Origin of the sequence: Streptomyces sp. TP-A0874 (assembly GCF_001748085.1) — a bacterium.
GTDB lineage: Bacteria > Actinomycetota > Actinomycetes > Streptomycetales > Streptomycetaceae > Streptomyces.
This window is the reverse complement of sequence record NZ_BBZK01000006.1, coordinates 325,408-351,157: the sequence shown is the minus strand read 5'-3', so window position 1 is coordinate 351,157 and position 25,750 is coordinate 325,408. Positions and strand designations below refer to the sequence as shown.

At 72.3% G+C, this 25,750-nt stretch carries 23 protein-coding genes; 12 read left to right on the top strand and 11 right to left on the bottom strand.

The genetic code is table 11. From position 1 onward, the window contains the following. The first annotated feature begins 192 nt into the window (after positions 1-192). The 3 genes from BGP73_RS12035 to BGP73_RS12025 all read left to right on the top strand — a co-directional run bounded on the left by BGP73_RS12035 (position 193) and on the right by BGP73_RS12025 (position 6,234). Positions 193-1,266 (top strand): S1 family peptidase, encoded by a 1,074-nt coding sequence (locus BGP73_RS12035; RefSeq protein WP_069814277.1) that lies wholly within the window; start codon positions 193-195, stop codon positions 1,264-1,266. Between the two features lie 253 nt (positions 1,267-1,519). Then, positions 1,520-5,050 (top strand): DNA polymerase III subunit alpha, encoded by a 3,531-nt coding sequence (locus BGP73_RS12030; protein ID WP_069814276.1) that lies wholly within the window; start codon positions 1,520-1,522, stop codon positions 5,048-5,050. Continuing rightward, complete coding sequence (locus BGP73_RS12025; RefSeq protein WP_079127471.1) at positions 5,047-6,234, top strand: DNA polymerase Y family protein; 1,188 nt, start codon at positions 5,047-5,049, stop codon at positions 6,232-6,234. Before BGP73_RS12030 ends, BGP73_RS12025 begins: the two co-directional genes overlap by 4 nt. 509 nt (positions 6,235-6,743) lie before the next feature. On the opposite strand, the gene BGP73_RS12020 is transcribed toward BGP73_RS12025, so the two are convergent. Continuing rightward, complete coding sequence (locus BGP73_RS12020; RefSeq protein WP_069814275.1) at positions 6,744-7,442, bottom strand: response regulator; 699 nt, start codon at positions 7,440-7,442, stop codon at positions 6,744-6,746. Between the two features lie 156 nt (positions 7,443-7,598). Between BGP73_RS12020 and BGP73_RS12015 the strand changes: the two genes are divergently transcribed. The 6 genes from BGP73_RS12015 (at position 7,599) to BGP73_RS11990 (ending at position 13,408) form a co-directional block, all read left to right on the top strand. Beyond that, the gene (locus BGP73_RS12015) at positions 7,599-8,582 is read left to right on the top strand and encodes a Bug family tripartite tricarboxylate transporter substrate binding protein (protein ID WP_069814274.1); all 984 of its coding nucleotides are present in this window, start codon (positions 7,599-7,601) and stop codon (positions 8,580-8,582) included. Continuing rightward, a complete protein-coding gene (locus tag BGP73_RS12010) occupies positions 8,579-9,196 on the top strand; it encodes a tripartite tricarboxylate transporter TctB family protein (protein ID WP_069814273.1) in 618 nt (205 codons plus the stop codon). The genes BGP73_RS12015 and BGP73_RS12010 overlap by 4 nt, the downstream gene beginning before the upstream one ends. Position 9,197: 1 nt before the next feature. After that, entirely contained in the window at positions 9,198-10,817 is a 1,620-nt protein-coding gene (locus tag BGP73_RS12005) for a tripartite tricarboxylate transporter permease (protein ID WP_079127454.1), read from the top strand. Positions 10,818-11,012: 195 nt separating this feature from the next. After that, entirely contained in the window at positions 11,013-11,387 is a 375-nt protein-coding gene (locus BGP73_RS12000; RefSeq protein ID WP_069814272.1) for a GntR family transcriptional regulator, read from the top strand. 338 nt (positions 11,388-11,725) lie between these two features. Further along, entirely contained in the window at positions 11,726-12,532 is an 807-nt protein-coding gene (locus BGP73_RS11995) for an SGNH/GDSL hydrolase family protein (RefSeq protein ID WP_069814271.1), read from the top strand. A gap of 618 nt (positions 12,533-13,150) precedes the next feature. Beyond that, complete coding sequence (locus tag BGP73_RS11990) at positions 13,151-13,408, top strand: hypothetical protein (protein WP_069814270.1); 258 nt, start codon at positions 13,151-13,153, stop codon at positions 13,406-13,408. Positions 13,409-13,674: 266 nt separating this feature from the next. On the opposite strand, the gene BGP73_RS11985 is transcribed toward BGP73_RS11990, so the two are convergent. Together BGP73_RS11985 and hmgA are read right to left on the bottom strand one after the other, a co-directional pair. Beyond that, the gene (locus tag BGP73_RS11985) at positions 13,675-14,421 is read right to left on the bottom strand and encodes a GntR family transcriptional regulator (protein ID WP_069814269.1); all 747 of its coding nucleotides are present in this window, start codon (positions 14,419-14,421) and stop codon (positions 13,675-13,677) included. Positions 14,422-14,504: 83 nt separating this feature from the next. Next, positions 14,505-15,860 carry a homogentisate 1,2-dioxygenase gene (hmgA, locus tag BGP73_RS11980; RefSeq protein ID WP_069814268.1) on the bottom strand — a complete coding sequence of 452 codons (1,356 nt, stop codon included), beginning with the start codon at positions 15,858-15,860 and terminating at the stop codon, positions 14,505-14,507. 329 nt (positions 15,861-16,189) lie between these two features. Here hmgA and BGP73_RS11975 point away from each other — a divergent pair, with 329 nt between their 5' ends. Then, positions 16,190-17,482 carry an MFS transporter gene (locus tag BGP73_RS11975; protein ID WP_069814267.1) on the top strand — a complete coding sequence of 431 codons (1,293 nt, stop codon included), beginning with the start codon at positions 16,190-16,192 and terminating at the stop codon, positions 17,480-17,482. Positions 17,483-17,662: 180 nt separating this feature from the next. Further along, positions 17,663-18,352 carry a TetR/AcrR family transcriptional regulator gene (locus BGP73_RS11970; RefSeq protein WP_244501169.1) on the top strand — a complete coding sequence of 230 codons (690 nt, stop codon included), beginning with the start codon at positions 17,663-17,665 and terminating at the stop codon, positions 18,350-18,352. 63 nt (positions 18,353-18,415) lie between these two features. On the opposite strand, the gene BGP73_RS11965 is transcribed toward BGP73_RS11970, so the two are convergent. The 3 genes from BGP73_RS11965 to BGP73_RS11960 form a co-directional block, all read right to left on the bottom strand. Then, positions 18,416-18,877: a MaoC family dehydratase gene (locus BGP73_RS11965; RefSeq protein ID WP_069814266.1), complete on the bottom strand. Its 462-nt coding sequence runs from the start codon at positions 18,875-18,877 to the stop codon at positions 18,416-18,418. A gap of 220 nt (positions 18,878-19,097) precedes the next feature. Beyond that, positions 19,098-19,244 (bottom strand): MFS transporter small subunit, encoded by a 147-nt coding sequence (locus tag BGP73_RS23090; RefSeq protein ID WP_170837817.1) that lies wholly within the window; start codon positions 19,242-19,244, stop codon positions 19,098-19,100. Beyond that, the gene (locus BGP73_RS11960) at positions 19,241-20,626 is read right to left on the bottom strand and encodes an L-lactate MFS transporter (protein WP_069814265.1); all 1,386 of its coding nucleotides are present in this window, start codon (positions 20,624-20,626) and stop codon (positions 19,241-19,243) included. The genes BGP73_RS23090 and BGP73_RS11960 overlap by 4 nt, the downstream gene beginning before the upstream one ends. A 327-nt stretch (positions 20,627-20,953) precedes the next feature. Between BGP73_RS11960 and BGP73_RS11955 the strand changes: the two genes are divergently transcribed. Next, positions 20,954-21,295: a PadR family transcriptional regulator gene (locus BGP73_RS11955; RefSeq protein WP_069814349.1), complete on the top strand. Its 342-nt coding sequence runs from the start codon at positions 20,954-20,956 to the stop codon at positions 21,293-21,295. Between the two features lie 587 nt (positions 21,296-21,882). Here BGP73_RS11955 and BGP73_RS11950 read toward each other — a convergent pair. From BGP73_RS11950 to BGP73_RS11930, 5 genes are all read right to left on the bottom strand, one after another. Further along, positions 21,883-22,491, bottom strand: a complete 609-nt coding sequence (locus tag BGP73_RS11950; protein WP_069814264.1) for a hypothetical protein — start codon at positions 22,489-22,491, stop codon at positions 21,883-21,885. A 137-nt stretch (positions 22,492-22,628) separates the two neighbouring features. Further along, positions 22,629-23,921 carry an exo-beta-N-acetylmuramidase NamZ family protein gene (locus BGP73_RS11945; protein ID WP_069814263.1) on the bottom strand — a complete coding sequence of 431 codons (1,293 nt, stop codon included), beginning with the start codon at positions 23,919-23,921 and terminating at the stop codon, positions 22,629-22,631. Positions 23,922-24,218: 297 nt separating this feature from the next. Beyond that, positions 24,219-24,761, bottom strand: coding sequence for a gluconokinase (locus BGP73_RS11940; protein WP_069814262.1), 543 nt, complete (start codon positions 24,759-24,761; stop codon positions 24,219-24,221). 176 nt (positions 24,762-24,937) lie between these two features. Next, positions 24,938-25,249, bottom strand: a complete 312-nt coding sequence (locus BGP73_RS11935; protein ID WP_069814261.1) for a DUF202 domain-containing protein — start codon at positions 25,247-25,249, stop codon at positions 24,938-24,940. Further along, positions 25,246-25,674, bottom strand: a complete 429-nt coding sequence (locus BGP73_RS11930) for a YidH family protein (RefSeq protein ID WP_170837816.1) — start codon at positions 25,672-25,674, stop codon at positions 25,246-25,248. Before BGP73_RS11930 ends, BGP73_RS11935 begins: the two co-directional genes overlap by 4 nt. Between the last annotated feature and the right edge of the window lie 76 nt (positions 25,675-25,750).

Genomic DNA, 25,750 nt, shown 5'->3' with positions numbered 1-25,750 from the left:
TGGTCGCCTTCCCCTTCGGGGCCTGAATTCGGCCTTGTGTGCTACCGATCTCCGTGGGAATACTCGGCGGCGTCACCGGCAATGACTAATGCTGACGAGCGGTCATGTCGGTGTGGCAAAAACGCGACAAACACTCCTCCGGGCCCGGTGCTCCCCCACAGCGAGGGCCCAACCCCCCACTGGAGGTTCAAGTTGAAGCATCGACGCATCACCAAGCGGAGCACGGCGATCGCCGGAGCCGGGATCGCGGCCCTGGTGGCGACGGGGCTCTCCCTGTCCAGTGCCAGCGCCTCCCAGACCCCGAGCCCCGAGGCGCTCTCGGTGGCCTCCGCCCAGAAGTTGGCCTCGACCCTCACCTCCGACCTCGGTGACCAGGCCGCGGGCTCGTACTACGACGCCAAGGCCAAGCGGCTCGTGGTCAACGTGCTCGACGAGGCGGCGGCCGGCAAGGTGCGTGCCGAGGGTGCCGAGGCGAAGGTCGTCCAGCACTCCCTCGCCGAGCTGAACTCGGCCCGGGCGACCCTCAAGGAGGAGGCGACCATCCCCGGTACCTCCTGGTCGGTGGACCCGAAGCTCAACAAGGTCGTCGTCACCGCCGACAGCACGGTCGAGGGTGCGAAGCTCGCCAAGCTCACCAAGGTGGTCGAGGGCCTGGGCGGGAAGGCGGCCGTCGAGCGGATCAGCGGCGAGCTCACGCCCCTCATCGCGGGCGGCGACGCCATCTGGGGCAGTGGTTCCCGCTGCTCTCTCGGCTTCAACGTCGTCAAGGGCGGCGAGCCGTACTTCATCACCGCCGGCCACTGCGGCAACGCGGTCTCCAGCTGGTCGGACTCGCAGGGCGGCGGGGAGATCGGCAGCACCGTGGAGTCCAGCTTCCCCGGCAACGACTACGCGCTGGTGGAGTACACCTCCAGCATCGCGCACCCCAGTGAGGTGAACCTCTACAACGGCAGTGCGCAGTCGATCAGCAGCGCCGGCGACGCGACCGTCGGCCAGAGCGTGCAGCGCAGCGGCAGCACGACCCAGGTGCACGACGGGGAGGTGACCGGACTCGACGAGACCGTCAACTACCAGGAGGGCTCGGTCGAGGGTCTGATCAAGACCACGGTCTGCGCCGAGCCGGGCGACAGCGGCGGCGCGCTCTTCTCCGGCAGCACGGCGCTGGGTCTGACCTCCGGCGGCAGCGGTGACTGCTCCTCGGGTGGTACGACCTACTTCCAGCCGGTGCCCGAGGTGCTCCAGGCGTACGGCGTCGAGATCGGCTGACGCCTCGCCGCCGCACGGCGGCGGTGACGCCTCGCAGCAGTCGCACCCCTGGTGGGAGCACGGGCGAGCAGCAGCCGGCTCCCGGGACTCGGCCCGCACCGTGTCCCGGGAGCCGGCGTTTTTCTGCCCGCCGTAGCGCGGCTGCCCGGCCGCCCGGGTGGACCCGAACCCCCAATCGTACGAACGTTCGATATCTGGTTTATGGTGGAGCGGAAACAGTCGATTCAGGGGGTGGGAGCGGCAGGAGGCGCGGATGTCCGGATTCACGCATCTGCACGCCGTCTCCGGCTTCTCCATGCGGTACGGAGCCGCCCACCCGGAGCGACTCGCCGAACGCGCCGCCGAGCGCGGGATGGACGCGCTCGCCCTGGCGGACCGGGACACGCTGGCCGGGGCGGTGCGGTTCGCCAAGGCGTGCGCGGCGGCCGGGGTACGCCCCCTGTTCGGGGTGGACCTGGCGGTCCGGGAGCGGACCCCGCGACCGCTCTCCGGTGGCGTGCGCCGCCGCACGCCGGTGCGTGGCGGCGCCTTCGTCGACGAGTCCGCCCCTCGCGCGGTCTTCCTGGCCCGGGAAGGAGCCAGGGGCTGGGCCGCCCTGTGCCGGCTGGTCTCCGCCGCCCATCGGAACCCGGAACACCCGCTGCTGGCCTGGGAGGACCTCGAACCTCTCAGCGGAGGGCTGACCGTGCTGCTCGGGCCGGAGTCCGAGGTCGGCAGGGCGTTGAGCGCCGGCCGCCCGGACCGGGCCGCCAGGCTGCTGGAGCCCTGGCGGGAGGTCTACGGCGAAGCGCTCCGGCTGGAGGTCGTCCACCACCGCCGCGCCGGCCACACCGGCAGCGGCCCCGGATCGCTGCGCCTCGCCGCCCGAACCCTCGGCTTCGCCGCCGAACAGCGGGTGCCGGCCGTCCTGACCAACGCCGTGCGGTACGCGGACCCCGGCCAGGGCCCGGTCGCCGACGTGCTGGACGCCGCCCGCCGGCTCGTCCCCGTAGACCTGCGCCGGACCGACTCGCTCGACAGCGGGGAGCGCTGGCTCAAGCCCGAGGCGGAGATGGCGCGGGTCGCCCGAGCGGTCGCGGAGGCGGCGGGCGGCCGGCGGGAGAGCGCGCACCGGCTGCTGGCGGAGACCGAACGGACCGCGGCCCGCTGCGCCGTCGACCCCGAGGAGGACATCGGGCTGGGCGGCGTGCACTTCCCCGAACCACATCTGGTCGGCGCCGGGCGGCGCACCGCCGACCGGACCCTGCGGTCCCGCTGCGCCGCCGCCATGGTGCTGCGCGGCCACGACCGCGACCGGACCCGGTGGGAGCGGCTGGAGAGTGAGCTGCGGACCATCGGACGGCTCGGTTTCGCCTCCTACTTCCTGACCGTCGCCCGGGTCGTCGACGACACCAGGGGGTTGGGCATCCGGGTCACCGCCCGTGGCTCGGGGGCGGGTTCCCTGGTCAACCACCTGCTCGGCATCGCCCACGCCGACCCGGTGGAACACGGCCTGCTGATGGAACGCTTCCTGTCGGAGCGCCGGGCCGTGCTCCCCGACATCGACATCGACGTCGAGTCCGCCCGCCGCCTCGAGGTCTACCGGGCGATCTTCGACCGCTTCGGAGCGGAGCGGGTGGCCACCGTCGCCATGCCCGAGACCTACCGGGTCCGGCATGCGATCCGGGATGTGGGGGCGGCCCTCGGGATGGACCCGGCGGAGATCGACCGGCTCGCGAAGTCCTTCCCGCACATCCGTGCCCGGGACGCCCGCGCCGCCCTCGACGAGCTGCCCGAACTCCGCTCGGTCGCCGCGGAGCGGGAGCGGTACGGCAGGTTGTGGGAGCTGGTGGAAGCCCTCGACGGGCTGCCGCGCGGGATCGCGATGCACCCCTGCGGAGTGCTGCTCTCCGACACCTCGCTGCACGACCGCACACCGGTGGTCACCAGCGCGGGGTCGACCACGGGGCCGGGGGCCGGGGGCTTTCCGATGTCGCAGTTCGACAAGGACGACGTGGAGGAGCTGGGGCTGCTCAAACTCGACGTCCTCGGGGTGCGGATGCAGTCGGCGATGGCGCACGCGGTCACGGAGGTCCGGCGGGCCACCGGGGAGGAGTTGGACCTGGATGACCCGGAGCAGGTGCCCACCGGTGACCGGGCGACCTACGAGCTGATCAGGTCCACCGAGACGCTCGGCTGCTTCCAGATCGAGTCGCCCGGTCAGCGCGATCTGATCGGCCGGCTGCGTCCGGCCGACTTCCACGACCTGGTGGTCGACATCTCGTTGTTCCGGCCCGGCCCGGTCGCGGCCGACATGGTCCGGCCGTTCATCGAGGCGCGGCACGGTCGCCGAGCGCCGCGCTACCCCCACCGGGACCTGGAGCCGGCGCTGCGGGAGACCTACGGTGTCGTCGTCTTCCACGAGCAGATCATCCGGATCCTGGAGATCATGACGGGCTGCGACCCGGGGCTCGCGGACGAAGCCCGCCGGGCGCTGTCCGACGCCGAGCGGCAGAGCCGGGTGCGCGCCTGGTTCGCGCGCGAGGCGGCGGTGCGCGGTTACTCCACCGAAACGGTCGCGCAGACCTGGGAGATCGTCGAGGCGTTCGGCAGCTATGGCTTCTGCAAGGCGCACGCGGTCGCCTTCGCGGTGCCCACCTACCAGTCGGCCTGGCTCAAAGCGCACCATCCGGCCGCCTTCTACGCCGGAGTGCTCACCCATGACCCGGGGATGTACCCGAAGCGGCTGCTGCTGGCGGACGCGCGGCGACACGGGGTGCCGATCCTCCCGCTGGACGTGAACCGGTCGGCGGCCGCCTATAAAATCGAACTGGTGTCCGATGGCGGGGAGTTCGGGGTTCGGCTCGCACTCTCCGAGGTCCACGGCATCAGCGAGGCCGAGACCGAGCGGATCATCGCCGGACAGCCGTACTCCTCGCTGCCGGACCTGTGGCAGCGCTCCCGGCCCAGCCGGACCGTCGCCGAACGACTCGCCCAGGTCGGCGCGTTGGACGCGTTCGGCACCAACCGCCGCGACCTGCTGCTGCACATCGCCGAACTCCACCGCCAGCAGCGGTCCCCGGCCGCCCACGCGGACCAGCTCCCACTGGACGACGGCGCCGCCGGGGCCCCGCCCACGGAGCCTGCCGGGCTCCCCGACCTCGACGCCGCCGAGCGCCTGGGGGCGGAGCTGAACGTGCTCGGGATGGACGCCTCCAGACATCTGCTGAACGACCACGCCGACCTGCTGGCCGAACTCGGCACGCTCCCCGCCAAGCGGCTGCCGGTCACCCGGCACGGGGAGACCGTCCTGGTCGCCGGGGCCAAGGCGGCCACCCAGACACCGCCGATCCGTTCCGGCCGGAGGGTCATCTTCACCACCCTCGACGACGGAACGGGCCTGGTCGACTGCGCCTTCTTCGACGACAGCCACGAGGCCTGCGCCCACACCGTCTTCCACTCCTGGCTGCTGCTCGTCCGCGGCACCCTCCAACGGCGCGGACCGCGCAGCTTCAGCGTTGTCGGAGCCCGCGTCTGGGACCTCGCCGAACTGGCGGAGCTGCGGCGCGAAGGCGGCCTGGAGGCCGTCGCCGCCCGGCTGGCGGAGCGGGACTGCGACCCGTTCGGAACCGACGGACCCGGCCCGCACCACGGCGGGGCAGATTCGGCCGACGCCCCCGACGAGCGCCGGATCCAACTGCCCACCGGCTACGCGATGCACCCCTGGGCGGACCTCCGGCCCGCCGGGAACGGCACGCCCACCGGCCGGAAACTGTGGCACTCCAGCCCGGGGAGCGCGGGATGAACGGAGAAGTCCCGGAGCGCGGGACCGCCCCGCCGGCCGCCCCCGCCCAGCGGGAGCCGGAGCCGGACCGGAGCGGAAGAACCCCGCCAGGCGCCCCGCGGGTGCTGTACGTGCGCTTCCACCACGGCGGGGCCCGGCACCCGGAGGAGGGCCGGGGCGAGGCCGGCGGGCTCGGAGCGGAGACCTACAGCGGACTCCTCGCGCTGCTCGCCGAACTCACCCCCGTCGTCGAAGCGCTGCCCCCGGACGCCGCGCTCGCGGACGTCCGCGGTGCGGTGCGCTACTTCGGCCGGGACGCCACCGGCATCGGGGCGCTGCTCAGAGTGCGCGCCCTCGCCCACTACGGCGTCGACTGCAGCATCGGGGTCGGCCCCAACCCCCTGCTCGCCCGGATGGCGGGGGCCGCGCCGCACAGGCCGAACCAGCCGGCCGGCGCGATCCGCACCGTCCCCGACGATCCGGAGGCCGTCGCGGCCTTCCTGGCCGGCCAACCCGCCGAGGCCCTGTACGGCGTGGGGCCGGCGACCGCTCGCGCCCTGAGCGCCTACGGGCTCGACAGCGCCGACCGCATCGCCGCCGCACCGCCCGCGACCCTCCAGCGCATCCTCGGCCCGGCCGCGGGCCGCCGCGTCCACGAGCGGGCCCGCGGCATCGACCCCACCCCCGTCACCCCCAACGCCCCGGCCCGCTCCACCGCCGCCGAACACCGCTTCGACCACGATGAACTGGATCCGGACCACCGCCGACGAGCACTGCTCACCCTCGCCCACCGGATCGGCGCCCGGCTGCGTGCGGAGGGCCAGGTCACCCGGGCGCTGACGCTCACCGTCCGCTATGCCGACCGCTCCACCACCACTCGCAGCCGGGTCCTCGCCGAACCGACCGCGCACACCCCGGTGCTGACCGTCGCCGCCTACACACTCCACGCGGCGCTGGGGCTCCAGCGGGCCCGGGTGCGGGCGCTCTCCCTGCGTGCCGAGGAGTTGACCGACGCCGAACGCGCCGTCCACCAGCTGAGCTTCGATCCGGCCGATGACAAGTCCCGCCGGATCGAGGCCGCCGCCGACCGGGCCCGGGCCCGTTTCGGCTTCTCCGCCGTCCGCCCGGCCGCGGCCCTCGACCCGGACCGGAACCGGACCCCGACCGCGGACTCGCCCCCCGATCCCGGCGCGGACGCGGCCTGATCCTCTCCGGTGCCGAAAGACCCGAAGCCGGCAGTGCCGTGGCGGACGGTGGGACGGGCAGACGGCTCGGCTGCCGGGAACCCGCCGGGTCAGCCCGGTTGCCGCACGGACGTCAGCAGATGGCCATGGTCCTCGCGCGGTACGCCGCCCGCATCCGGCACACCGCTCAGCAGTGTTCGCTGACCGGGGCCCAGCAGCTCGAAACGCACCTGCGGTGCCCCAAAGGAGTTGAGGGCCTCCAACAGGTACGAGGGGGTGAAAGCGACCGGCCTGGGCAAGGTGACGGGCCACCGAGCTGCTCTCACTGCACAGCGTCAGCGTTGCCTTCGTTTCCCCGAGAACCGGCGACGGTTGAATACGCTAGCCCACCAGTGTCAACCCCGGGCTCAGGTCCGGAACGGGGGTCCGGCGCTGGTGCAGGTTCCCGGAGCCGCCGCCGGATCCCGGGGCGGGGCGTCGTGGCTGCCGGCGATCGCCCGGTCGGTGGGGCAGGCGGTCGGTGGGGCAGGTCAGCCGATCCAGCGGTAGCGCCGCTCCGGCCGTCCCGTCCCGCCGTAGCGGAGCGTGACCTCCGCCCGGCCGGTCGCCGCGAAGTACTCGAGATAGCGGCGGGCGCTCACCCGGGACAGTGCCCCGGCCTCCGCGCACTCCGAGGCGGACAGACCCGCCGCATGGTGCCGGAGGGTCCGGGCCACCAACTCGGCCGTCGGCGCCGCCAGCCCCTTGGGCAGCCCCCGGGAGCCGGGGGGCCGGGGGCCGAAGATCTGGTCGATGTCCTCCTGACTCGCCTCGCCCAACCGGTCCAACCGGGAACGCAAAGTGGCCACATGCCGCAGCTGCTCCTGGAGCGCCGTCCGGTTGAACGGCTTGATGAGGTAGTGCACCGCTCCGGCCCGCAGCGCGGCCCGGACGACGTGTGCGTCCCGGGCAGCCGTGATGAACAGCGCGTCGGCGTGGTGCACGGAACCGTCCGCTCCGGCGCGCCGCTCCTCGGCCGCGCGCAACTCCCGCAGCACGCTGATGCCGTCCATGTCCGGCAGGTAGACGTCCAGGAGGACGAGATCGGGCCGGAGCCGCTCGGCAGCTCGGAGCGCCTCCGCTCCGCTGTGCGCGACCCCGGCCACCGCGAACCCCTCCAGAGCGGCCACGAAGCGGCTGTGCAGCTTCGCGACCATGAAGTCGTCGTCGACAACCAGCACTTCGGTCATCCGCCGCTTCTGGCGCGCTCCGCCTCCGGAGCTGAACTCAACGACCACAACATCCCTTACGACCGGAAGGAAGACAGCGGGTCAAGGCCACCGGCAGCATGTGGCCCGTTTCCGACCCTCTCTTCCACAGCTCATCTGGACAAGGCGGTGTCTCCTGTGCGTCTGCGCACACCCCTGGCCCTTCTCGGGGCGGTGCTGCTCGTGCTCCTCGGTCCACCGCTGCTCACCTCCGGCAGTGGTGCCGAAGGCGGTACCCAAATCCCCGGGCTGCGCTTCATGGTGCCCAACACCCCCGGTGGCGGTTACGACATCACCGCCCGTACGGCGGCCAAGAGTATCGAAGACGCCGGCCTCAACCACGGGGTCGAGGTGTTCAACCTGCCGGGCGCCGGCGGCACCGTGGGACTGAGCCGGCTCGTCGGCGAGCACGGCAACGGCAGGCTCGCCATGTCGATGGGCCTGGGGGTGGTCGGCGCCGTGCACACCAACCACTCGCCGTCCACGCTCGCCGACACCACGCCCATCGCCCGGCTCACCGAGGAGCCGGACATCGTGGTGGTCGCCAAGGACTCCGAGTACCGCAGCTTCGACCAGTTGCTGCGCGACTGGAAGAAGAAGCCCGGCTCGGTGCCGGTGGGCGGCGGCTCATCGCCCGGCGGCCCCGACCACCTCGCGCCGATGCTCATGGCCAAGGCCGCCGGGATAGCACCGAAGACCGTCAACTACGTGCCGTTCGACGGCGGAGGCGAGCTGCTCGCCTCGGTGCTGGGCGGGAAGGTGGCCTTCGGTGTCTCGGGCGTCGGCGAGTACCTCGACCAGATCGAGGCGGGGGAGCTGCGGGTGCTCGCGGTCACCAGCCCGGAGCGGATCAAGGGGCTGGACGCGCCGACCCTGAAGGAACTGGGCGTGGACGTGGAGTTCACCAACTGGCGAGGCATCGTCGCTCCACCCGGCCTCTCCGACACCGAACGGGAGAAGCTGATCGGCCTGTTCACCCGGCTCCACGACTCCGAGCAGTGGAAGGAGGCGCTGAAGCGCAACGGCTGGGCCGACGCCTTCATGACCGGTGAGCGGTTCGGGCGCTTCCTCGACAACGAGGACAAGCGAGTTGACATGGTGCTGAAGGAGCTGGGGCTGTGAGCGGGGCGAGGCCGCAGGAGGAGAACCGGGCGTCACGGGGCGAAGCGGAGCCGGCAACCACCGGGACCGCGCCCGAGTCCGCACCGCACGGAGCCCCCGCTCCCGCCCCGCCGACCGGTCTCCGCCGGTGGCTGCGCGGCCGCGCCGAACTCGGTGTCTGCGTGATGCTGCTGGCCCTGGGGGCGCTCGTCCTCACCGACGCCATCACCATGGAGACCGACTTCACCCAGCGCGGCCCGGTCGGTCCGAAGACCGTCCCGTTCCTCATCGGTGGGCTGCTCCTGCTGGTCGCCGTGCTGCTCGCGGCCGACGTCCTGCGCGGCGGCAGGGGAGAGGCCGAGGGGGGCGAGGACGTCGACCTGGCCGCGCCGGGCGACTGGCGCACGGTGCTGCTCCTGGCCGGCATCTTCCTCGGCAACGCCGTCCTCATCGAACCGCTCGGTTTCCCCGCCTCCGGCGCGCTGCTCTTCTGGGGCTCCGCGTTCGCGCTGGGCAGCCGGAACGCCACTCGGGACCCGCTCATCGCCGCCGGCCTCTCGGTGCTCACCTTTCTGGTCTTCAACAACCTGCTGGGCGTTCCGCTGCCCGGCGGCCCGCTGATGGAGGTGCTCTGAGATGGATTCCCTGAACTCCCTCCTCGACGGATTCGGTACGGCGCTCACCCCGCTGAACCTGCTCTGGGCCGCCGTCGGGGTGCTGCTCGGCACCGCCATCGGCGTCCTGCCCGGCATCGGGCCGGCGATGGCGGTCGCCCTGCTGCTGCCGGTCACCTACGGTCTCGACCCCACCGGTGCGTTCATCATGTTCGCCGGCATCTACTACGGCGGGATGTTCGGCGGCTCCACCACCTCCATCCTGCTCAACACACCGGGGGAGACGGCGGCCGTGGTGGCCGCCATCGAAGGCCATCCGATGGCCCGCTCCGGGCGCGGGGCGCAGGCGCTCGCCGCCGCCGCGATCGGCCACTTCGCCGGCGGCATGATCGGCACCATCCTGCTGGTCGTCCTCGCGCCGACGGTGGCCTCGCTGGCGGTCGACATCGGCGCTCCCGACTACTTCGCCATCATGGTGCTGGCGTTCATCGCGGTGACCTCGGTGCTCGGCAGGTCGCGAGTGCGCGGTTTCGCCGCCCTGCTGGTGGGACTCACCATCGGGCTCATCGGCCTGGACCAGATGACCGGTCAGCAGCGGCTCACCTTCGGTTCGCTGCACCTGGCCGACGGCATCGACGTGGTGATCGTGGCGGTCGGGCTCTTCGCCATCGGCGAGGCGCTCTGGGTCGCGGCCCATCTGCGCCGCACCTCCGGACGGCCGATCCCCGTGGGCCGCCCCTGGCTGGGCCGGGCGGAACTCCGCCGCACCTGGAAGTCGTGGCTGCGCGGGCCGGCGATCGGCTTCCCCTTCGGGGCGATCCCCGCCGGCGGCGCGGAGATACCCACGTTCCTCTCCTACGTCACCGAGAAGCGGCTCTCCAAGCACCCGGAGGAGTTCGGCAAGGGCGCCATCGAGGGCGTCGCCGGGCCGGAGTCGGCGGCCTCCGCCTCCGCCGCCGGCACCCTGGTGTCGATGCTGACCCTCGGGTTGCCGACCACGGCGGTCGCCGCCGTCATGCTCGCCGCCTTCCAGCAGTACGGCATCCAGCCCGGCCCGCTGCTCTTCGAGCGGGAGCCCGAGTTGGTGTGGGGGCTCATCGCCTCACTCTTCGTCGGCATGGTGCTGCTGCTCGTCCTCAACCTGCCCCTGGCACCCGTCTGGGCGAAGTTGCTCCGTATCCCGCGGCCCTACCTCTACGCCGGAATCCTCTTCTTCGCCGCGGTGGGCGCCTACGCGGTCGGCGGGGAGGCACTGGACCTGATCCTGCTGCTGGCCATCGGCCTGGTGGGGCTGGGTATGCGGCGCTTCGGGCTGCCGGTGCTGCCGGCCATCATCGGGGTGATCCTCGGGCCGGCCGCGGAACAGCAACTGCGCCGGGCGCTGCAACTCAGCGACGGCAGCGTCTCCGGTCTCCTCAACACGCCCTTCTCGGTGACCGTCTACACGGTCATCGCGGTGATCCTCGCCTGGCCGTGGCTGCGGCGGTTGGCCGCGGCGGTCCGAGGGCGGAGTTCCTCCGCGAGCCCGGACGGCCCGGTGGGCGCGGCCGAGTCCGCCGCCTCGGAGCCCCCCGCGGAAGCCGCTGTGCGAGCCGGCACCGAGCAGGAGCCCGACGGGAGCGGTGCCGAGCCCCGCCGCTGAGCGGCGCGATACCCCTCGACCCGCCGGCCGCACCGGAATCCCCCGACGGAGCGCGGCCGGCGGGTCGAGGCCGTCCGGCCCGGCCGGTGGAAGCGGGCGGACGCCGTTGTCGACGGCGGGCGGTGGAACGGTGGCCCTCCCAGGATGGGAGAACATGGTGGCCCGAACTTCCCTGAGGTACGAGGAGAACCATCCGTGAGCCTGAAGGTCACCGTCGACCCCGAATCCTCCGCGGCGCCGTACGAGCAGGTACGCGCCAGCATCGCGGAGCAGGCCCGGTCGGGTGCGCTTCCGGTGGGCTACCGCCTGCCGACCATCCGCGCGCTCGCCGAACGACTCGGGCTCGCGGCGAACACGGTGGCCAAGGCGTACCGGGCGTTGGAGTCCGACGGGGTGATCGAGACCCGCGGGCGGAACGGCACCCTGATCGCGGCGGCCGAGGGACCGCAGCGCGAGGCCGCCGCGGCGGCCGAGCTCTACGCTCAGCGGGCGCGGCGGCTCGGGCTCGACCAGGCGGCGGCCCGGGCGTTGGTGGAGGACGCGCTGCGCGTGGCCTACGCCGGGAGTTGACGGAGCGGGCCGGGGTGCCGGCCCCGCGGCGGTCGGGATGATCTCCGTACCCTTCGCGGCGACCCACCCGGCCACCCACGGCGGTGGGGCTGCTCGCGGGTCGTCCGCAGCCCGTGGAAAGCGACCGTACAAGCTGGTCGACGGCTGAGACGGGGTGTCAACTTCCTGCCAGAATCAGCGTGATGGTGGCTGAGAAGGCACCCGGTTGCGTAGAGATTGTGGAGATGTTGTTCCCCCTGGTGGCGCTCGACCCGCCAGGGGGCCGACTGTTGGCATGGACACGGCTTCAACATTTTGTGTGTCCGAATGCCGCAGAGACCCCCCAAGGAGCCCCCCGCATGAGATTTACGCGCATTGCGGCCACTGTGGCCGCAGTTGTCATGTCCGCCACGATCGGCTTGGTTGGCGCCGGTACCGCCCAGGCCGCGGATCAGGCCGCCGCCACCGGGTACGTGGCGCTCGGCGACTCCTACTCCTCCGGTGTCGGCGCGGGCAACTACGACAGCGGCAGCGGTGACTGCAAGCGCAGCGCGAACGCCTACCCCAAGCTGTGGGCCGCCGCCAACTCGCCCTCCTCCTTCGACTTCACCGCCTGCTCCGGCGCCGTGACCGGGGACGTGCTGTCCAACCAGCTCGGCCCGCTCAACGCCAACACCGGACTCGTCAGCATCAGCATCGGCGGCAACGACATCGGCTTCGCCGACGTCATGACCACCTGCGTGCTGCAGAGCGAGAGCAACTGCCTGGCCCGAATCGACCGGGCCCGCGCCGAGCTGAACAGCTCCCTCCCCGGGAAGCTCGACCAGGTCTACTCGGCCATCAGCAGCAAGGCGCCCTCCGCCCGGGTCGTCGTCCTCGGTTACCCCCGTCTCTACAAGATGGGCGGCACCTGCATCGTCGGGCTGAGCGAGACCGAGCGGGCGGCTCTGAACCAGGCCTCGGAGGACCTGAACTCCGTCATCGCAAAGCGCGCCGCCGACCACGGCTTCGGCTTCGGTGACGTCGCGGGGAACTTCACCGGCCACGAGATCTGCTCCGGCGACTCCTGGCTGCACAGCGTCACCTTCCCGCTGGGCGACTCCTACCACCCGACGGCCGCCGGGCAGTCCGGTGGCTACCTCCCGGCCCTCAACTCGGCCGCCTGAGGCCGCTGCGGTACCCGGAGATCCGGTAGAGGAGGCCCCGTCCGCGGGGCCTCCTTCCGTATCAGGGGCCGGGATCCGAAGGGCTTCGGAGCGGCCGGCCTGCGGAGGTGGCGCGTTCCCGCCCCTACCGCCCGGCGGCCTGCACGGGGCTTCGAGGGGGCGGTCGCCGCTCGGGGGGCCGTCCGCACCCGTGTCGGCGTCCCCGCTCGACCGCCCCTGCTGCCTGGGCGCGAGCGGTGACCACCGGCTATCCGGTACTCCGGTCGTCAGCCCGGTCCGTCGGGGCCTCGCCGACGCGGTGGGGTGGAGGGCGCCTTCCAGGGGCTCGCTCCTGCGGGCGCTGTTCGGGGCAGAGGGGGCGAGGGGGAGGGAACCGGTGCGGAACGAACGGTTCAGGACAACTCCGCCCGGAAAGCTGCTCTCCGGTTGAGCCGCGTGGCCTCCGGCGAAACCGGGTATGGAGAGGTAAGTCGCCGTCTGTGCAACGGAGTTCGGCTCGTACGGTCAACGCCCGTGTACCGAAGGTGAACCGGTGGCTGCGGATGCGCGGGTGAGGAGACAGCGGGGTAGGGTTGGCCCTGCCCGGGCCGGGGTGCCCTCGTCAGGGTGGGGAGTGTCATGGAACAGATAACAATGCCGAGCAGGGCCCGAGTCCCTGCCATCAACTGCCGGAGCAGCGCTTCCAGCACGCGTATCGACCGTCACCTCGCCGTGCTGTCCGGCCCCGCCGTACCGCAGCGGGAGACGGAGGAGGCGACCCTGCTGATGCGGGAGATCGCCTCGCGCGAGGTGTCGCGCACCCGGACGGTCCGCCGCCCGCGCGTCTCGCTCCTCGCGCCGCTGCGCAGGCTGCGCCGCTCGCTCTTCGCGAGCTGACCCGCCTCGCGGAGGGAACCCCGCCCCCTCCGCGAGGGGCTGGCCCCCCAGGGAGTGGCCGTCTCCTCCGGGAAGGCGCCCTCCTCCGGGATTCCGCCAGTGAACGAGAAGACCCGCTCCCTCGATGCCGGGGCGAGCCCGCCACCTCTGCGGACCGGGGCAGCGGACCGGCCGAGTCGCAGAGCGCCAGGCTCCGGGAGACCCAGGACGCCACCGAGGCGCTTCGCTCGTCAGAGCCTGACGGCAGGACCCGGCTGCGAGGAGGCTCAGGCCTCCAGGGTCACCGTGAAGGAGAAGCGGTCGCCGCGGTAGCGAATCCGGGCCACGTCCACCACCCGCCCGGTCTCGTCGTAGCTCACGCCGGTGTAGTGCAGGATGGGGCTGAGCAGCGGTACCTCCAGCAGCCTCGCCGTCTCCGGGTCGGCCAGCCGGGCCTCCACGGTGTCGGTGATCCGGCTGATCCGCACCCCGACCACATCCCGCAGCACCTTCGTCATCGGCCAGCGGGCCAGCGCGCCGAGGTCCACCCGCTCGGCCAGTTCCGGTCGGACCGCGTTCTCCGCCCAGTTGGTCGGCTCGCCGTCCGGTTCCTCCCTGCGCAGCCGCCGGTACTCCACCACCTCCGCGAGATCCGGGAAGTGCTCCGCCAACTCCGCTGACACCGGGGCCGGACCGTGGCCCAGCAGCGTGCTGCTCCCGCCGGACTGCTGGGCCACGATGGCGTCCACGGAGCCCAGCAGCCGTACCGGGGCCCCGCGCTGCGCGGCGGGCTCGATGAACGTGCCGCGTCGCCGGTGCCGGCTGATCAGGCCCTCGTTCTCCAACTCCTTGAGCGCCTGGCGCATGGTGAGGACGCTGACGCCGTAGTGCTCGGCCAGCCGGTCCTCGGTCGGCAGCCGCAGCGGCTCCTCGGGGTGCCGACCGAGTATCGAGGCGCGTAGCGACTGGGACACCTGGTACCACAGCGGCAGCTTCCGGTTGAGGACCAGCGAGTCTGGGGCGAAGGCGGTCACGGCGAGGACTCCGGCTCGAGGGGAAATCTGCCAGGGCCGGCGGAGAACGGCCGGGGGCCGGTCTCCGCCGGGCTTCTCGTGCGTCAGCCGCCGATGCCGTCGCCCGGAGGCTGCCAGTTCCGCTCCAGACCCTGCCACACCCGGTCGTACTCCGGTTGCAGGTGGTCGGCCGAGCGGGCCTGCGAGGTCGCCGTCACCGGCCAGCGGGTCTCGAACATGAAGGCCAGGCCGTCGTCGATCTTCTGCGGCCTCAGCTCCGCTGCGCTCGCCCGGTCGAACGTCTCCCGGTCCGGACCGTGCGCCGACATCATGTTGTGCAGCGAACCGCAGCCCGGTGCGAAGCCGCCGGGACCGGCGGACTTGGCGTCGTACGCCCCTTCGATCAGGCCCATGTACTCGCTCATCACGTTGCGGTGGAAGTAGGGCGGGCGGAAGGTGTCCTCGCCCACCAGCCAGCGCGGGGCGAAGACGACGAAGTCCACGCCGGCCAGCCCCGGGGTGTCCGACGGGGAGGTCAGCACGGTGAAGATCGACGGGTCCGGGTGGTCGTAGCTGATGCTGCCCAGCACGTTGAACCGGCGCAGGTCGTAGACGTAGGGCAGATGGCTTCCGTGCCAGGCGACGACGTCGAGCGGCGAGTGGTCGTAGACCGCGGTCCAGAGGTTGCCGCAGAACTTGTTGACCACCTCGATCGGCCCGTCGCGGTCCTCGTAGGCGGCGGTGGGCGCGAGGAAGTCCCGGGCGGCGGCCAGGCCGTTGGCGCCGATCGGCCCGAGCTCCGGCAGGACGAACGGCCGGCCGTAGTTCTCGCACACGTAGCCGCGGGCGGTGCCGTCCAGGAGGACGGCCCGGAAACGGACCCCGCGCGGGATCAGCGCCACATGGCCCGGCTCCACCCGGAGCAGGCCGAACTCGGTGTGCAGCAGCAGCCCGCCCCGCTCCGGCACGATCAGCAGCTCGCCGTCGGAGTCGGAGAACACCCGGTCGGTCATCGAGGCGTTGGCGGCGTAGAGGTGGATGGCCATGCCGGAGCGCTGCCGGGCGTCGCCGTTGCCCCCCAGGGTCCACAGACCGGTGAGGAAGTCGGTGCCGGCGGCCGGTTCCGGCAGGGGATCCCAGCGCAGCCGATTGGGGTCCGGGTCGGTCTCCGTGAACGGCGCCGAGCGCAGGGCGCCGTTGTCGGCGCGGACGAAGGGCGGGTGCGCCGCCGAGGGGCGGATCCGGTACAGCCAGGAACGCCGGTTCAGATGGCGCGGTTCGGTGAAGGCGGTCCCGCTCAACTGCTCGGCGTACAGGCCGAGCGGGGCGCGCTGCGGCGAGTTGCGGCCGATGGGCAGCGCGCCCGGGACCGCCTCGGAGGAGTGCTCGTTGTCGAAGCCGGAGAGGTACTCCAACCCCTCCGCGGTCTTCCGCGCCTGCCCGGTACCCGCGTCGCTCATGCTCCCACTCCCACCGTCCGCCGATTCCTCTGCATAAGCATAGGAATGGAGGTGAAGGGACGTCAACGAGGCCGCCGCCGGGCACGCGTCCCCTCGGAGGAGTGGACCGGGACTTCCCCCCACCCGACCACCGCAAACGCGACACCGGCCGCTTCGGAGGCGGGGGGTAGGGTCGGGGGAGAGCGGCGGAGTCATCCGTCGTAGCAGGTCCCGGACCCGTCCGCGGACCAGCGGACCAGCCGACACAGATCCGAGACCACCAGCCATCCCATGTGCAACCACAGCCTGTTCTTCGACGCCGCCCCGCCCCTGCCGTCCGGTAGCGCCTGATGTCCCGGGAACCGGGCAGGGGCTGGCTGCTGCGTCTGGTCATCGCCTTCGCCTTCGCCCAGGGCGCGGTGAGCATGGCCCGCCCCGCCGTCTCCTACCGCGCCCTGGCGCTGGGCGCCGACGCGCGGGCCATCGGCATCATCACCGCCGTCTACGCACTGCTGCCGCTGTTCGCCGCCGTCCCCCTGGGGCGCCACACCGACCGCGGCCGCTGCGCGCCCCTGCTCCCCGCGGGCGTCCTGCTCCTCGTCCTCGGCTGCGCCGCCAGCGGGAGCGCGGACTCCCTGGTGGGTATGGCTGCCTGGAGCGGGGTGATGGGGTTGGGCCACCTCGCCTTCGTCGTCGGTGGGCAGAGCATCGTGGCCCGGCAGAGTGCCCCTGCCGAGCAGGACCGGAACTTCAGCTACTTCACCGTCGGCGCCTCCCTCGGCCAGCTCGTCGGCCCGATCGCGGGCGGCCTGCTGATCTCCGAGGACGAGGCGTCCATGGGCGGCTCCAGCGCGCTGGCGCTGATCGTCTCGGCGTTCGTCGCGGCCTTCGCCCTCACCGCCCTCTGGCGTATCGAACACCGGCGGTCCCGGGACACCCCCGGCGGAACCGGGGGCCGCGGGAACGGTCCGGACGACGGGGAGGCGGCGGCGACCGCCCGGGTGCCGGTCCATCGGATCCTGCGCACCCCGGGGGTGCCCTCCGGCATCTTCGTCAGCCTCTCGGTGCTCTCGGCCACCGACATCCTCACCGCTTACCTGCCGGTGGTCGGCGAACAGCGAGGCATCCCGCCGACGACCGTCGGCCTCCTGCTGAGCCTGCGCGCGGCCGCCACCATCGCCTGCCGGCTCGCCGTGTCACCGCTCATCCGGCTGCTCGGTCGGACCGTCCTGCTCTCCGCGAGTTGTCTCGCCGGCGCGCTGCTCTGCGCCGCCCTGGCCGCGCCACTGCCGCTGTGGGTGCTCTGCGTGGTGCTGGCCGGCTTCGGTTTCTGCCTCGGGGTCGGGACACCGCTCTCCATGACCACGGTCGTCCAGGCGGCGCCGGACAGCGCGCGCAGCACCGCGCTGGCGCTGCGGCTCACCGGCAACCGCCTCGGACAGGTGGGTGCCCCCGCCTCGGCGGGTGTGCTGGCCGGCATCGGCGGCACGGCGGCCCCGTTCCTGATGCTCGGCCTGCTGCTGCTCTTCTCCGCCGCCGCGGCGGCCGGTCCACGGCGCCGTACCGCTGGGGGCCCCGGGCGGCGGAGTCCGGTGGTCGGCCGTTCGCCGTCCTCCGAGCACAGCCAGAGGGAGAGGGTCTGAGGCTCCGTCCCCGCGCTTGGCCGGGGCGTCGCTCCGGTGGGCGCAGGTTGCCGAACGCCCCGGCCGCGGCGGCCCAACGCTGCCCGGGTGGGCCGTCCGCACCCTAAGCGCTTGCTCACCCGCGCGGTAGGGTGTTCCCCTGCCAGCGGGGAGAGTGCCGAGGCCAGAGGAACGGGGCGCATGATGGAGAGCGAGGCGAGCCGCGCCGAGCAGCGGCAGCGGGCCGACCAGCGGGGACAGTCCGATCAGGGGGAACGGGCAGGCCGGGGCGAGCGGGCCGAGGCCTGGGCCGATGTCACACCCGACGCGGCGCGGCGGTTGGTGACCGCGGCGGTAGAAGCCTTTGCCGAACGCGGCTACCACGCCACGACCACCCGGGACATCGCGGCTCGGGCCGGTATGAGCCCCGCCGCCCTCTACATCCACTACAGGACGAAGGAAGCGCTGCTCTACCAGATCAGCGGCGTCGGCCACCGGCTCGCGCTCGACATCGTGGAGCGCGCGGCGAACGACGGCGGGACCGCGGCCGAACGGCTGGTGCGGGCGGTGCGCGAGTTCGTCCGGTGGCACGCGGAGCACCACACCACCGCACGGGTGGTCCAGTACGAGTTGGGCGCCCTGGGGAAGGAGCACTACGCCGAGATCGTCGCGCTGCGCCGAGGCACGGACGGAGCGGTTCGCTCCATCATCCAGGACGGTGTGGCCGCCGGTGACTTCGATGTGCCGGACATCGGCGGCACCACGCTCGCCGTGCTCTCCCTCTGCATCGACGTCGCCCGCTGGTTCAAGGCGGGCGGGCACCGGACACCGGAGGAGGTCGGCGATCTCTACGCCGATCTGGTGCTGCGGATGGTCGGCGCGCAGCGCTGAGGCCCCACCTGACCGGGCGGGGGCGGGAGGTTCCCAGCGCCGGAACCCCGGCCGCCCGGCAGGTCAGAGGTAGAAGCGGCTGACGCTCTCCGCGACACAGACCGGTTTCTCGCCGCCCTCGCGCTCCACGGTGACCTTGGTGGTCAGCTGGACCCCGCCGGTGACCTCGGCGACCTCGGTGACCACAGCCGACGCGCGCAGTCGCGAACCCACCGGCACGGGGGCGGGAAAACGGACCTTGTTGACGCCGTAGTTCACGCCCATGCGCACGCCCTCCACGTGCAGCAGCTGGGGGACGAAGGCGGGCAGCAGGGAGAGTGTCAGGTAGCCGTGGGCGATCGTGGTGCCGAAGGGGCCGTCGGCGGCCAGTTTCGGGTCGACATGGATCCACTGGTGGTCGCCGGTCGCCTCGGCGAACCGGTCGATGCGCTGCTGGTCGATCTCCAGCCAGTCGGTGGTGCCCAGTTGTTCCCCGACAGCCGACCGCAGTTCGTCCGGCGATCCGAAGACCCGTGGTTCCGCCATCTCTCCGCCTCCTGCCCGTCCGGCGGGCCCAGCCGGTCCCGCCCCGATCACCCATGGGCCGGGCGAGCGCCCGTGCCACGAGGGAACTCTAAGCGGTTGCTCAGCATGCTGCCGGTGCGGGGCCCTGTCAACACGCCCCATGGACCGGAGGCGGGGCGCCACACCGGTCGGGCGTGGCCCCGCCTCCGGTCCGTCGGACCCCGGCGCGGTACCGCGGCGGTCAGCCGGTGAACATCAACTTCAGTTTGAGGATGAGCTCGTAGACGCCGTAGCAGAACGGGAGGCCGACCCAGAGCCAGGTGACGGTCATCAGCAGACGGCGGTCCGGGGCGGCGGCGGGCGGCGCCGAGGTGTTCGGTTCGGTCACTTGGTCGCTCCCTTGGCCGCGGGCTCCGATGCGGGCTCGGTCGCCACCGACGGTTCGTGGTAGCGGGAGTGCACCGGGCGGATGAACTCGTTGGCGATGAAGCCGATGACCAGCAGACTGATCATGATGTAGAAGGACGTGGTGTAGAGGTCGACACCGGTCCGCCCGGCCTCCTTCTGGGAGTCGGCGACCGCGTTGACGATCAGCGGGCCGAGGACACCCGCGGTCGACCACGCGGTGAGCAGCCGACCGTGGATGGCGCCGACCTGGTAGGTGCCGAAGAGGTCCTTCAGATAGGCCGGCGCGGTGGAGAAGCCGCCCCCGTAGAAGGAGAGGATGATCGCGGCGCAGAGGATGAACAGCGGCTTGGCCGAGTCGCCCATCGACGCGATGGCCAGGTAGAGCAGGGCGCCGACGCCCAGGTAGATCCGGTAGATGTTCTTCCGGCCGAGCAGGTCGGAGGCGGAGGACCAGACGAAGCGGCCGAGCATGTTGGCGAGTGAGAGCAGCCCGACGAATCCGGCGGCCGCGGTGGCACTGACCGGTACGGAGGTGCCGGAGAAGAAGTCCGTGATCATCGGGGCGGCCTTCTCGAGGATGCCGATGCCGGCGGTCACGTTCATGCACAGGGCGATCCACAGGCACCAGAACTGCGGGGTGCGCAGCGCGTTGCGGGCCGACACCTGGGCGGTGGTCACCATCGCGTTCGGCTTCGCCGCCTTCTGCTGCCCGGGCGGTTGCCAGCCTTCCGGCGGCACCCGCACCAGGAGCACACCGAGCGTCATGAAGGCGGCGTAGACGACGCCCATGACGAGGAAGGTCTCCGCGATACCGGAGGCGTCGCTGCCGAAGGACTTCAGCAGTTGGCTGGACCAGGGCGAGGCGACCAGCGCGCCACCGCCGAAGCCCATGATCGCGATTCCGGTGGCCATGCCCGGCCGGTCGGGGAACCACTTGATGAGCGTGGAGACCGGTGAGATGTAGCCGATGCCCAGGCCGATGCCCCCGACGAAGCCGTACCCCAGCACGATCAGCCAGTACTGCCCGGTGGCCGCGCCCAGCGCGGAGATGAGGAAGCCGGTGGAGAAGCAGACGGTGCTGACGAACATCGCCCAGCGGGGGCCATTGCGCTCGACGAGGGTCCCGCCGAAGGCGGCGGAGAGCCCGAGCATCACGATCGCCAGCTGGAAGGGGAGTGCCGAGGCGGTGCCGGAGAGCTGGAGCGATCCCTCGAGCGGGGGTTTGAAAACGCTCCAGGCGTAGGCCTGGCCGATCGCCAGGTGAATGGCGAGAGCGGCCGGCGGCACGAGCCAGCGACTCCAACCTGCCGGTGCGACGCTGCGTGAGCGTTCGAGTACGGCGGGGACGAGGGGCGGGGCCATGCGGTACCTCCGCGCGGCGTTTACGAGCGTCGGACGGTGGGGGTGTCGAGGGTGGATGAACTGCCGCGTCGCGGGGACGGTACAACGTTCATCGATCTCGGGGAAGCCTTGGGGAGACCACTTCGCCAGCCGTTATCAGCTTGGCATTCGAGCGGCCCGGAGAGGCATCGTCCGATGTCAGACGGTTACCGGCGCCCGGCAACGCCTCCCGCGCCGGCGCTCGATCGCCGGGACGCGTCGAGGTCGGGGCCGTACCGATGACGGCCCTCGGGCGTGGATACTCCTTCGCAGGGCAGATATATCGTGCGTCGATATATGCTCGAGTGCATGAGACGACGTAACCCGTCCCTGACCGAACCCCAGTACTTCATCCTCGCCGCGCTGATGGACGGACCGTTGCACGGTTACGGCATCATCAAGGCCGCCGAGCAGGCCACCGACGGGCGGCTCCGGATCGCCGTGGGCACCCTCTACGGCGCGTTGGAGCGGCTGGAGCGGGCCGGCTTGGTGGCCACCGACCGTGAGGAGACCGTGGACGGGCGGGCTCGGCGCTACTACCGACTCACCGAGGACGGCGCCGCGGTGCTCGACCGGGAGGCGCTGCGGATGCAGCAGGCAGCAGCCGTCGTCATCGGACGCTCGCGGGGTCTCGGAGCGGCCCCGGCATGAACCGTCTGCTGCTTGCGGCCTATCCCGAGTCCTACCGCTCCCGGCAGGGGGAGGAACTGCTGGCCTGCCTGGCCGAGGCGTATCCCGGCCGCTCCTGGCCGCGCTCCTCGAGTAGGAGCGGAGGCCCCCGGACCGGCCGGGCCGCTCCGCCCCACCTCCCCGCGCCCGGAGCGGCGCGTGAGCGAACCCCCTCAAGAAACACCCACCGCCCCCACGAGGACAGAGAGAACCATGACCCCGGGAGACCCCTCGACCTGCTCCGCGCCCCCGGATCCCGGCCGAGTCCCGGGAACGGCGGCCGCCCGCGGCCCGACGCGGACGACACGGCTACGGGGCTGGGCTCCGTTGTGCTGCCTTCTGGGGTTCCTGGCGGTCTACCTGACAGCCGTCCGCACACCGCTCGGGAGAGCCGGCCACCGCTACCGATCCGTTCTCAGCACCTGACCTGGCAGTTGCTCCTCAACGCCACTCGCCGGAGAACTGCGCCAGAGGAGCGCCGAAGGCGGTGTGCCGTGGGCCGAAACCCCGGAACACCGCCTTCCACGCCCAGCCGGAGGCATCGCGCTGCCCGGCCGGCCTCGTTCAGATCACGCCGCGGCCAGGAGCGGCCGACTCGGCCGCTTCGTCGCCGCCAGTGCCCTGGGGGTGAGCACCGGCGCCGGCACGACGATGCCGCAGTTCCGGCAGACCGGCCCCGCGCTGGGGTAGTGGCACAGTCCGCCGCGCCACTCGATGTCGTGCTCCCGGCAGACCGGGCAGACCGCCCCCGGCTGCGACTCCAAAGCGGAGATCATCCGCCGCAGCACCTCGGCCAGCGGCGCCGTGGGGTGGACCGTGGGGTCGTCGCACCAGGCCACCCCGTACCCGCCCCAGGTGCGGCGGTGCCAGTCGTCGATGGCGCTGGGCTGCCGGATGCCGTAGAACTTCTCGCGCTTGCGCCGTACCGCGAACTCCTCGTCGTAGGCGAGCCAGATCTCCCGGGCCGCCTCCAACTCCTCAAGCGCCGCCACCAGACGCGCCGGGTCGGGCCGCCGGTCCGCTGTCGCGATCCCGGCCCGCCCGCACAGATGATGCCAGGTCGCGCGGTGTCCGTAGGGCGCGAACTTCTCCAGGCACTTGCGCAGCGCGGTCCGCCGCTGCTCGATGATGACCTCTGGGTCGCGTACCTGTTCCGCGAGACTTCTGAAACCGGCCATCGCCTCCACCTCCGTCGGCTCGCATTCCCGGCGATGTGGAATGGACGTATCCGGTGGCGGATCGGCTCCCTCGAATTGGAGTGCGAACCGGTGGGGTGTGCGGTCCGGCCCCTCCGCGGGGGCCGGACCGCGGTACCTCAGGGGTACAGGAGGTGCTTGCGCCGCAACTTGCGGAAGGCCGACAGCTCCTGCCGCCAGCCGCCGACCACCTCGTCCGTGTCCGCACCGGCGTCGATCATCGTCCGGACCCGGGAGGAGCCGGTCAGCTTGTCGATCCAGTTGTCCTCCCGCCACGCGAAACCGTCCCAGACCTGCTTGGCGGTGACGAGCAGTCCGATCCCCGTGCGCACCGGGTCGAACGCCTCCCGGTCGTGGACGTGGAGCTGCACACCGCCCACCGTCTCGCCCTCGAACTTGGAGAAGGTGGGCTCGAAGTAGGCCTCCCGGAACACCACCCCGGCCAGGCCGAGTCCGTTCGCCGCCTCCGCCCAGCGGCGGTCGATCCCCGCCGCGCCCAGCAGCTCGAACGGGCGGGTGGTGCCGCGTCCCTCGGAGAGGTTGGTCCCTTCGAAGAGGCAGGTGCCGGGGTAGACGAGGGCGGTGTCCGGGGTCGGCATGTTGGGGCTCGGCGGCACCCACGGCAGCCCGGTCGTGTCGAAGAAGTCGTTCCTGCGCCAGCCGGACATCCGCACCACGTCCAGCTCCACCGCCCGGCCGCCGGCCGCCTCCGGCACGAACTCCGCGTTGAACAGCAGCGCCAGCTCGGCGACCGTCATACCGTGCGCCTGGGAGATCGGCTCCCGGCCGACGAAGGTCGCGAACTCCCGGTCGAGGACGGGCCCGTAGGCGTCCCTGCCGGTCACCGGGTTCGGGCGGTCCAGCACCACGAAGCGCTTGCCCGCCAGCACGGCGGCCACCATGCAGTCGTAGAGGGTCCAGATATAGGTGTAGAAGCGGGCCCCCGCGTCCTGGATGTCGAAGACGACGGTGTCCACAGCGGATTCGGTGAAGACGTCCGCGAGTTCCTGACCGCTCTTGAGGTAGGTGTCGAAGACCGGCAGGCCGGTCGCCGGATCGTCGTAGCGGCCTTCGGAGCCGCCCGCCTGGGCGGTGCCGCGGAAGCCGTGCTCCGGTCCGAAGACCGCCGTCAGGTTCACCCGGTCGTCGGCGTGCATCACGTCCACGATGTGGCGCACGTCCGCGGTGACGCCGGTGGGGTTGGTCACCATGCCCACCCGCTCGCCGGCGAGCGGTCGGTAGCCCTGCGCGGCCAACCTCTCGAACCCCGTGCTCACCCGCCGGCGGGACCGGGCGGGCGGGGCGCCGTGCCCGGGCCCGCCGGCCGCGGCGAACGCCGTGGCGGCGGAAGCCGCGGTGGACGCGCCGATCGCCCCAGTCACAGCGAGCAGGTTCCTTCGGGACAGCCTCATACGGGATCTCCGGATTCACTGGTCGCCCCGGGCCCGAGCGCACCCGGGGATGGCGGTGTACCCCCGCAAGCTAACCCGCCGCCGGTTCCCGGGGAATGGCCGTGCGATGGCACCTTCCGGACCGCTTCCCGGGTACGACCACCGCCGGCCCCGCGCTCTCCGGCCCGATCTGCCCCGAGCCGGGCTCGGTACCTGTGCAGGGGACGCTGACACCGCCCCGGCCGAGCCGGCACCTCCGGGCCACGGGGGGAGGGCCGCGCCGTGCGCGGTATGCCCGGTCGCCGGCGCCCGCGGGGCTCAGCGCTGGTGCAGCGCGAGAAGCGCCCGGTCCACCGTCTCGTGCGGGGTCGCCTCGATGGAGACGGTGGCCCCCGGCTCGTCGGACGCCAGCCGTTCGAGGTCGGCGAACTGGGACTGCAGCAGGCCCGGCGGCATGAAGTGGCCCCTGCGTTGCCCGAGCCGGTCCGAGATCAACTGCTGGGAGCCGTCCAGGTGGATGAAGAAGACACCGGGAGCGGCGGTGGCGAGGCGGTCGCGGTAGTGGCGCTTGAGGGCGGAGCAGGAGACCACCCCGCCGGTCGCGCGGTGCCGGGCGAGCCATGTGCCGACGGCGTCTAGCCAGGGCCAGCGGTCCTCGTCGTCCAGCGGGGTGCCCGCCCGCATCTTGGCGATGTTCGCCGGAGAGTGGAAGTTGTCGCCGTCCGCGTACGGCAGGCCGAGCCGGTTGGCCAGCGCCACCCCGATCGTGGTCTTCCCCGATCCGGAGACCCCGAGGACGACGACCAGTGGCGCGTCGGCCGCCTCGCCGCGGGGTGGTGGTCGCCGGTCGTCCGAAGTCATGCGAACCTCGCTGTCCTCGCCGGCCGGCTGTCAGCAGCGGCCGTTCTCCCGCCCCGGAGGAGCCTGCCGGTGTTTGGCTCCGTCCGTCCTGGGCCGACCCTGTCAGGCTAAGGGGTGTCTTGCGATTACCGGTGGATCAGCGCACGGCGCTGACGTGCCGCGTCCGGCAGGGCGGCTCAGACCAGGGCGATCACGCCGAAGGCGGCCAGGGCGAACACACAGCCCGCTGCCGCGAAGGCGGTCCGCGGCGACAGCAGGGGTGGCCGGACCGAGGTCAGCGCCCTTATCCGGAAGTGCGCGAGGAGCAGTAGGGCGAGCCAGGCGAGCCCCACCAGGGAGACCGCGGCCAGACCCCGCGCCCCGTTCCCGTGTTCCGTCACCAGCCGCACGGCCAGGGCACCGACGACCGCCGCCGACAGGGTGGTGCGGCGCCAGGCCAGCCGGGTGCGCTCGGGCTGGAGCCCGGGGTCCCGGGTCGGGGCGCTCATCCGCCGGTCGGCCCCGCGATCGTGACGAGCATCATCGCCACCGCCAACAGACCCACACCGATCGCCAGGACGGCGGGAAAACGGCTGGGTGGCAGGTCCTCGCCCCGGCGGATGGCCAGTTCGCACCGGACCCAGTGGTTGACCGCCCGCACCGCGCAGGTCGCACCACCGCCCACCAGCAGCGCCGCCAACGCCACCCGCACGATCTCATGAAGACCGGACAGGAACTGGGCGACCGCGAAACCGCCGCCGATGAGCGCCAGCGAAGTGCGCAGCCAGGCCAGGAAGGTGCGCTCGTTCGCCAACGAGAAACGGTAGTCCGGTGTCTCGCCCTGGTCCCGGATCCGCTGCGGGGCGAGCCACAGGCGCATCGGGCCTACGGCCGACCGCAGCCACCCGGCCACGGCCCTCAGGGACACGGTCATGGGCGCACTTTATCGGTTGCCGGCTTCGCCGAGACGGTGGCGGTGGCGCGGGGTCCAGACCTCGCCGACCATCGGC